This window comes from Aquiflexum sp. (assembly GCF_041749095.1).
GTDB lineage: Bacteria > Bacteroidota > Bacteroidia > Cytophagales > Cyclobacteriaceae > Aquiflexum.
The window spans coordinates 1-7,969 of the sequence record NZ_JBGTCA010000056.1; the positions used below are offsets into that span (position 1 = coordinate 1).

The following is a 7,969-nucleotide window of genomic DNA, read 5'->3' on the forward strand; positions in this document are numbered from 1 at the left end:
GCCTGCCCCGAGTATCGGGGAACCAAGAGCCAAGAGAGAACCGAGAGACTAGAAGCGAGAGCCGAGAGGTGGTAAAATAAGAATCAAAGCTTGTCCCGTAGTATATCTGAGAACCAAGAAACAAGAGACAAGAAACAAGAGTGACTAGAGACGAGGCGAGAAGGGAAAAATTTACCAAATGCCGTAGGCATGACCGATATCTTAGCCCGGTAATTCATTGCCGGGATTAGGATAAAGAGTAAGTATCCAAAGTGCCGTAGGCACGGACGATATTGATTATTAAATAAAGGGCGAAATATGCCAATGATCCAATCACGAGAATCGGGAGGTTGGACAATAAAAGACTTTAGAAAATGTCAAATTAAATTAGGATTTAACATACACAAGAATCAAGGCCTTCCCCAAGTATCGGGGAGAAAAAAACAAGAAACGACAACCTAATCTTGACCTGAACCTTTCGGGATGTCCAGTCTTGGTACATTATACATTGTACCAAGACCACAACCCTTCAAACCAAACCAAACCCCAAACCCATGCTAAAAAACATCCTAAAAATCGCACTGAGAAGCTTTTGGAAGACCAAGAGCATATCCATTATCAATGTTTTGGGATTGTCTTTGGGCATTGCCCTTTGCCTGATCATTGCGCTTTTTGTCCGCAATGAACTGAGTTATGACAGGCATTTCCCAAATTCAGAACGTATTTATAGGGTGACATCTGATATTGTCTTTGGTGGCAATGCCTATAAGATGACTTATGCACCTGCACCAATGGCCGATGCCTTGATGGAGGAAATCCCCGAAGTGGAAGCTGCGGTTCATTTCCGGCAACGTGGTTCTTTTTTGATCAAAAGGTATGAGGAAAACATCAAAGAAACTGATGTGATCTTTGCAGGGAAGAATTTTTTGGAAGTGTTTGATATTCCTTTGGTGCAGGGCAATAGGCAAGGAGCTTTGGACGAACCTAACACCATGCTCATCAGCCAGAATATGGCCGATAAGTTTTTTAGGGGTGAAAATGCGGTAGGCCAAAGTTTGGTTTTGGACAATTCAACAGACTATAAAATCACCGGAATATTTGAAGATATTCCAGAAAACAGCCATTTTGATTTTCATGTTCTCCTCGCAGCAGAAGGATTGCCCGAAGCAAAGTCCGGACATTGGCTGGGAAATAATTTCCAGACCTATATCCTTGTAAATCCCAATGCTGACCAAAAGGAAATGGAGCAAAAGATTGCTACGATGACAGAAAAGCATATGACTCCTGTCCTCAAGCAGGTGATGGGTGAAGACTTTACATTGGAAAAATTCAGAGAAAGTGGCAATAAGGTAGATTATGCCCTTCAACCTTTGTTGGATATACACTTGTATAGTGACTTGTTGGGAGAGTTCAAGGCCAATTTTTCAAGTACCTATGTGTATTTGTTTGTGGCCATAGCAGTTTTTATTCTGTTGATTGCCTGTATCAACTTTATGAATTTGGCCACCGCCAAATCCTCGAACCGTGCCAAGGAAGTCGGTGTCCGCAAAAGCATGGGTTCAGGCAGGTCTGAATTGATTTTTCAATTTATGACCGAGACTTTTTTGATGAGTTTCATTTCTTTTATCCTAGCGGTATTTATAGCTTCTCTTTTGCTTCCATTTTTCAATGATTTGGCAGGTAGAAATTTAAGCATCCCTTTTGCTTCGTTAGGTTTTTATACTTTTATGCTTATTGGATCTATTCTTGTTGGGCTGATTGCAGGAATCTATCCGGCGCTTTTCCTTTCAGGCTTTAAGCCGGCCAAAGTACTAAAAGGAGATATTTCCAATGGAATGAAAAGTTCTGTGGTAAGAAGTTCCTTGGTAGTATTTCAGTTTTCCATCTCAATCGTTCTGATTTTCTGCACGATAGTGCTTTTTTCACAGATGAACTTTATCCAAAATAAAAATTTGGGTTTCAGCAAAGATCAGATTATCATGGTGCATGACATGTATGCTTTGGGAGGTCAAAAGCAAACCTTCAAACAGGAAGTTTTGGGAAATTCACTGATAGATATGGGGACATTGAGTGGGTATCTACCGGTATCAGGCACCAATAGGTCGGACAACCCATGGTGGGTGATGGGCAGGGATATCCAAGACCAGGAAAATTTGGTATCTATCCAAAACTGGAGGGTAGATTTTGATTATGTCAAAACATTGGGAATGAAGATAATCCAGGGGAGGGATTTCTCTTTTGATATTCCATCTGACTCATCAGCAGTCATTATCAACGAGTCAGCTGTTAGGAACTTTAATTTTGACGGAGATCCGATAGGTCAGAAAATCACATCATTTTCAGGGGATAATGTTTCGGGATTGAATACCGATGACCTGGAGGTCAAAACAGTGGTCGGCGTCGTTGAGAATTTTCACTTTGAATCCTTAAAGGAAAATATTGGAGCAGTAATGTTGCTTGTGGATTCAAATCCATCAGGTATTGCTTCATTTAAGTTCAAGGCCCAAGATGTCCAAGAAGTAATCCAATTGGTAGAAAACAAGTGGAAGGACCTGGCACCCGGACAGCCCTTCACGTATGAATTTTTGGATGAGAGGTTTGCATCCATGTATGCTTCGGAGACAAGGATAGGGAAGGTCTTTGCGGCATTTACGGGGTTTGCGATATTTATAGCCTGTATGGGATTGTTTGCCTTGACGGCTTTCACCGCAGAGCAGCGTAAGAAGGAGATCGGCATCAGAAAAGCTTTGGGAGCCTCGGTAAGTTCATTGGTATTATTGCTGTCCAAGGAGTTTACCAAGTTGGTCTTGGTGGCATTTGTTGTTGCCTCGCCATTGGCCTGGTGGGGGATGAGCAAATGGCTGGAAGATTACTCATACAAGGTGGAATTGGGTTGGGAGACGGTGCTATTCGCCATCGGTATCGTGATGTTAATTGCCTGGTCTGTCATGGGGGTTCAATCATTCCGGGCCGCTTCTACTAATCCGGTGGATTCTTTGAAGGGGGAGTAGGGGGTTGGAAGATTTAAGATTTAAGATTTTAGATTTAAGATTTGTGACCTTCGAGGATTTTTTTTAAACCTCGAAGGTCTTTCCTTCAATCAACCTCAATAAAATCTTCAAGTTCCTGTCTTCGCGGTGAGGAAGACCTCAAAGGTTTGCGACCTATGATTTCAAATTTTGGGAAGTTGAAGTCTTGCAAAATAATTACCACATAGAATCAGAGATCACATAGTTTTTGGTGCAGCTTCCATCTTTTTCCTTAAAAATGGATCTTAAATTTTCTATGTGTGGTAAATGGACTATGTGGTAAAAATAAAACTTAATGGATTTTTAGTTTTATTTATTAATCAACGTTTAGTCTAGAAAAAACCTTCGAGGTCCTGTCGTTGCAGTTTATTCCATCTCAAATCTCACATCTCACGTCTCACATCTCAAATCTTCACTATATTTACACTCAAGAATAAAAGCCCAAATATAAAAATGACAAATAAACCCAAAGACTGGGTCTTTTCTGACCCGAGATTAAAAAAGATGAGGCAGGATTATGATGCCTACACGGAGGAGGACTTTAAGGTATGGAAAATCCTCTTTGAGAGACAGATAGTCAATTTGCCAAAAGCAGCTTCCAAAGCTTATTTGGATGGTATAAAAGAAATCAATTTCACCGCTGACCGGATTGCTGATTTTGCTGATGTCAACAAAAGGTTGGCAAAAAGTACAGGTTGGGCAATATATGTGGTTCCCGGTTTGATTGATGATGACCTTTTCTTCGGATTGATGAACAATAAGCGTTTTTGTTCTTCCACTTGGTTGAGGTCCATGGAGCAATTGGATTATCTAGAAGAGCCTGATATGTTCCATGATGCATTTGCCCACATGCCCATGTTGACCAATCAGCCTTATGTTGATTTTCTTGAAAACCTGAGTGGTATTGCACTAAGGTTTATTGATGATAAGTGGGCGATTGAGTTGCTTTCAAGGATTTACTGGTTCACCATAGAATTTGGTTTGATCAGAGAAGATGGTGATCTCAAAATATACGGTGCCGGAATATTAAGTTCAGCCGGTGAGACCAAATTCAGTCTTTCCAATGAACCTAAACACATTGAATACAACGTTAGAAAAATCCTGAATACACCTTATTGGAAAGACAAATTCCAGGACAAATATTTCGTGATTGAAAGTTACGAGCAGCTTTTCCAATCCTTACCCGAAATCGAGGAGGTATTGGAAGAAATGGTCTCTGAGGCAGCGAAGGGGTAAGAAATTGGAAGAACTTGTCCGTCGTGGCGGATTGGAAAATTTTAAAATTGAAAAATTGGGTCTGCTCTACTCCTTTTACTCTTTGTTTCTTTAAATAGTCCTACCCATCTCATATCTAACGTCTCACGTCTCACATCTAGAATGAAAGTAGCAGTAATCAAATACAATGCAGGTAATGTACAATCAGTCCTTTTTGCTTTGGAAAGGCTGGGTGCCAATGCTGTTTTGACAGATGACATTGAAACTATTTCCAAAGCAGACAAAGTGATTTTTCCAGGTCAGGGTGAGGCTAGCACAGCTATGCTGTATCTCAAAGAAAAGAATCTGGACAAATTGATCCCTAGTCTCAAGCAGCCCTTTTTTGGAGTTTGCCTGGGCCAGCAATTGCTTTGTGATTATTCAGAGGAAAATGACACACCTTGCCTTGGAGTCTTTCCCGTCAAAGTCAAGAAGTTTATACCGGAATCATACGTGGAATTCAAAGTCCCCCATGTTGGCTGGAACAATCTAATGGACTTAAAAACACCATTGTTGGAAGGATTGAATGAGGATTCTTATGTCTATTATGTCCATAGCTACTACTGCGAATCAAGCGAATTCACCATTGCCCAAACACACTATATCCACGACTTTGCAGCATTGATGCACAGGGACAACTTCTACGCCATGCAAGCCCATCCCGAGAAAAGCGGAAAAGTAGGGGAGAGGATTTTGGAGAATTTTCTTTCTAAGACGTGAAACTCTAGAAACAAGAGTCAAGAACCAAGAGCCAAGAAAAAAGAAGCGAGAATCGAGAAACAAGAGTCAAGAATCAAGAAACAAGAGAACACAATGATTTGATAAATAAAGGTGTTTACTATCAAGTAGACTTCTCCTTGTCATGTCGACGGTAGGAGACATCTGAAGAAACGTAAGAAGCAAGAATCAACGGCAATAAAATATCAGGCAGCTCCTCCGATATAATTAAGCCAAAACTTCGGTCTTCCGTCTTCCGTCCCAAACATCGGTCATCGGTCATCCAACATCGGCCATTATTAAACAACCAAATTACAACCCAACCATGCAAATCATCCCGGCAATAGACATCATCAATGGCAAATGTGTCCGCCTGACACAAGGAGATTACGGTCAGAAAAAGGAATACCATGATTCACCATTGGAAATGGCCAAACGTTTTGAAGATGCAGGTATCAAAAGGCTGCATTTGGTGGACCTTGATGGTGCCAAGGCCAAGAAAATTGTAAACAGGGATGTTCTGAAGACCATCGCTCAAGGAACCTCTCTGCACATTGATTTTGGAGGTGGTGTGCAATCAGATGAGGACATTGAGTTGGCATTTGACCTTGGTGCACATCAGGTGACAGGAGGGAGTGTGGCGATCAAAAACCCGGATCTGTTTGACTCTTGGGTCAAAAAATATAAAGGCGAAAGGTTTATTTTGGGAGCGGATGCCAAAGACCGAAAAATCGCCATTTCAGGTTGGGAGGAAACTACATCTGTTGACCTGATTGATTTTATCAAAGAAAAATTTGCCAAAGGAATCCAATATGTCATCTGTACTGATGTGGCCAAAGACGGTCTGCTTCAGGGGCCATCGATCGATTTGTATGTGGATATTTTGAAAGAGGTACCCGGAATTAAATTGATTGCAAGTGGGGGAGTCGCCAATTATAAAGACCTCGAAGACCTCCAAAAAATCGGTGTTTTTGGAACGATAGTCGGCAAAGCATATTATGAAGGAAGGATCAGTTTGGAGGATTTGGCTTCGTTTCAGGAATAGGTATTATTACGCTTTATTTTTTTACCCAAACTTGCCAGTACCAAACAAAATTAATGAGATATATGATTATAGGTTTTATTATCCGTTACATCGCTCATCGGTCATCGGTCACATCTGAATAAGAATTGTGCTTAAATGACAAGAAAGCTGGATAATCAAATTATATTTTTTCGATCTTTTGATAAGATGCCAATACACCCTTTACCATGGCTGCGGAAAAGCCATGATGCTCCATTTCGTTTAACCCTACAATGGTACAGCCTTTAGGGGTGGTCACTTTATCAATGGCCTCTTCAGGATGCATGCCTTTTTGGATCATCAGTTCAGCAGCACCCTTTACTGTTTGGTTGACAATCAGATTGGCTGTTCTGGCATCAAACCCTATCTGAATTCCCCCTTGGATCATCGCCCTCATAAACCTCAATACATAGGCAATTCCGCATGCACCCAATACGGTGGCGGCTTCCATTAGGTTTTCGTCTATGGTGATGGCGAAACCTATGCTGTTAAACAGTTCCTTGATTTGGGATTCAGTATTTTCATCCGTGTTTTTTCCACAGATACAGGTGATGGATTCCTGAATGTCCGCAGCAATATTGGGCATGGCACGAAAAGCCGTGGTTCCAGGTTCCAGAACAACAAACATTTCTTCAAGAGTCACTCCCGTGGCTAGGGAAACAACAACTTGTTTTCGGGAAAGTACTGGTTTAATTTCATTTAAGACTGCCGTGACATTATAAGGTTTAACCCCCAAAATCACAATGTCAGACTCTTTGGCAGCTATGATATTGTCCGAGTGAACCCTTACGCCAAGGTCTTGAAGGTAAAGTAGGTTGGTTGGGTTTCTTTTTGTCACATGAAGGTTTTGTGGGGAAAAATCACCCTGTTTTAATAAACCATTGACAATAGAGGTACCCAAGTTACCACAACCAATAATTGCAATTTTGATGTTTTTGAGCATAATGAATTTTCAACAAAGAGTGCTTATAATTGGATAAAGGTAAAAATTATTGATTGAAAATTGAGAAAGTGGAAGTGATTGGAAGATTGGAAAATTTTAAAATTGTTTGGAGCCAGACTCTAAAGATAAAAAAATTGTAAAAATATTTTGACTTAATGTAAAGTTTGTTTTACATTTGGTAAAAATATCTTTACATCTGGAAAGCATCAAAAGAACTTTAAAATCCTACAGACCATGTTGACGAAAATATTATTGCCTCATAGATTTCAGATGATAGGATGGATTATGTTTTTCCCTTTGGCCCTTCTGCTGGTATTAAATAGCTTTTATAACTACGAATTTGATTGGCTGACTTGGGAAGGATTCAGGGTCGGTGGCCTTATTGATTCAGAAAATGAAAATTTCACCAATGAATTTTCCATTATAGGAACTTTTCTCTCTTTGTTTTTCATCGCTTTCTCGAAAGAGAAACAAGAAGATGAATACATTCAGAAGCTTAGGTTGGACAGCTTGCTTGTAGCATTTTATGTCTATAGTCTGCTTGTGGTAATTGGTACTTTGGTTTTTTATAGCACAGGTTATCTCCAATTCATGGGTTTTAACTTGTTTTCAATTCAGTTGGCATTCATCATCAGATTCAAGTGGGTGATGCATAGACAGCAGAATTCACTTTCATTGATCTAATTAGAGGTGATATGAAAAACACTGTTAAAGTAGAACGTGCCAAGAAAGACATGACCCAACAGGATTTGGCGGAATTGGCTGGGGTTTCCCGGCAGACTATCAATTCCATTGAATCCGGAAAATATGTTCCATCCACCGTACTTGCACTCAAGATCTGCAAAGTATTTCAGGTAAAACTTGATGAGATCTTTGAGTTGGAGGAAGGGGATTGAACTCTTTGACTTTTTTCGAAAATTTCCCATTCCCCAAGCAATAAAAAGTTATATTTGGCATTTTAAAAACAAAAAACTGAATGCCAAA

The 7,969-nt window shown here is 40.3% G+C and carries 7 protein-coding genes; 6 read left to right on the forward strand and 1 reads right to left on the reverse strand.

All coding sequences use genetic code 11. The features are described 5' to 3' along the window. Positions 1–533 precede the first annotated feature (533 nt). The 4 genes from ACEW8O_RS03535 (at position 534) to hisA (ending at position 6,024) form a co-directional block, all read left to right on the forward strand. Entirely contained in the window at positions 534–2,990 is a 2,457-nt protein-coding gene (locus ACEW8O_RS03535; RefSeq protein ID WP_373493245.1) for an ABC transporter permease, read from the forward strand. Between the two features lie 471 nt (positions 2,991–3,461). Then, positions 3,462–4,244: a phenylalanine 4-monooxygenase gene (locus tag ACEW8O_RS03540; RefSeq protein ID WP_373493246.1), complete on the forward strand. Its 783-nt coding sequence runs from the start codon at positions 3,462–3,464 to the stop codon at positions 4,242–4,244. A 141-nt stretch (positions 4,245–4,385) separates the two neighbouring features. Next, a complete protein-coding gene (gene hisH, locus ACEW8O_RS03545; RefSeq protein WP_373493247.1) occupies positions 4,386–4,982 on the forward strand; it encodes an imidazole glycerol phosphate synthase subunit HisH in 597 nt (198 codons plus the stop codon). 322 nt (positions 4,983–5,304) lie between these two features. Then, positions 5,305–6,024 carry a 1-(5-phosphoribosyl)-5-[(5-phosphoribosylamino)methylideneamino]imidazole-4-carboxamide isomerase gene (gene hisA / locus ACEW8O_RS03550; RefSeq protein WP_373493248.1) on the forward strand — a complete coding sequence of 240 codons (720 nt, stop codon included), beginning with the start codon at positions 5,305–5,307 and terminating at the stop codon, positions 6,022–6,024. Positions 6,025–6,184: 160 nt separating this feature from the next. On the opposite strand, the gene proC is transcribed toward hisA, so the two are convergent. Further along, positions 6,185–6,985, reverse strand: coding sequence for a pyrroline-5-carboxylate reductase (gene proC / locus ACEW8O_RS03555; RefSeq protein WP_373493249.1), 801 nt, complete (start codon positions 6,983–6,985; stop codon positions 6,185–6,187). A 234-nt stretch (positions 6,986–7,219) separates the two neighbouring features. On the opposite strand from proC, the gene ACEW8O_RS03560 reads away from it, so the two are divergent. Both ACEW8O_RS03560 and ACEW8O_RS03565 read left to right on the forward strand, forming a co-directional pair. Beyond that, positions 7,220–7,669: a hypothetical protein gene (locus tag ACEW8O_RS03560; protein WP_373493250.1), complete on the forward strand. Its 450-nt coding sequence runs from the start codon at positions 7,220–7,222 to the stop codon at positions 7,667–7,669. A gap of 11 nt (positions 7,670–7,680) precedes the next feature. Beyond that, positions 7,681–7,881 carry a helix-turn-helix transcriptional regulator gene (locus ACEW8O_RS03565; protein ID WP_373493251.1) on the forward strand — a complete coding sequence of 67 codons (201 nt, stop codon included), beginning with the start codon at positions 7,681–7,683 and terminating at the stop codon, positions 7,879–7,881. Positions 7,882–7,969: the final 88 nt, after the last annotated feature.

Excerpts from the sequence above, each read along its gene's own strand:
- hisH (WP_373493247.1), top strand. The coding sequence starts at position 4,386 with ATGAAAGTAGCAGTAATCAAATACAATGCAGGTAATGTACAATCAGTC.
- proC (WP_373493249.1), bottom strand. The coding sequence starts at position 6,985 with ATGCTCAAAAACATCAAAATTGCAATTATTGGTTGTGGTAACTTGGGT.
- hisA (WP_373493248.1), top strand. The coding sequence starts at position 5,305 with ATGCAAATCATCCCGGCAATAGACATCATCAATGGCAAATGTGTCCGC.
- ACEW8O_RS03565 (WP_373493251.1), top strand. The coding sequence starts at position 7,681 with ATGAAAAACACTGTTAAAGTAGAACGTGCCAAGAAAGACATGACCCAA.
- ACEW8O_RS03535 (WP_373493245.1), top strand. The coding sequence starts at position 534 with ATGCTAAAAAACATCCTAAAAATCGCACTGAGAAGCTTTTGGAAGACC.
- ACEW8O_RS03540 (WP_373493246.1), top strand. The coding sequence starts at position 3,462 with ATGACAAATAAACCCAAAGACTGGGTCTTTTCTGACCCGAGATTAAAA.
- ACEW8O_RS03560 (WP_373493250.1), top strand. The coding sequence starts at position 7,220 with ATGTTGACGAAAATATTATTGCCTCATAGATTTCAGATGATAGGATGG.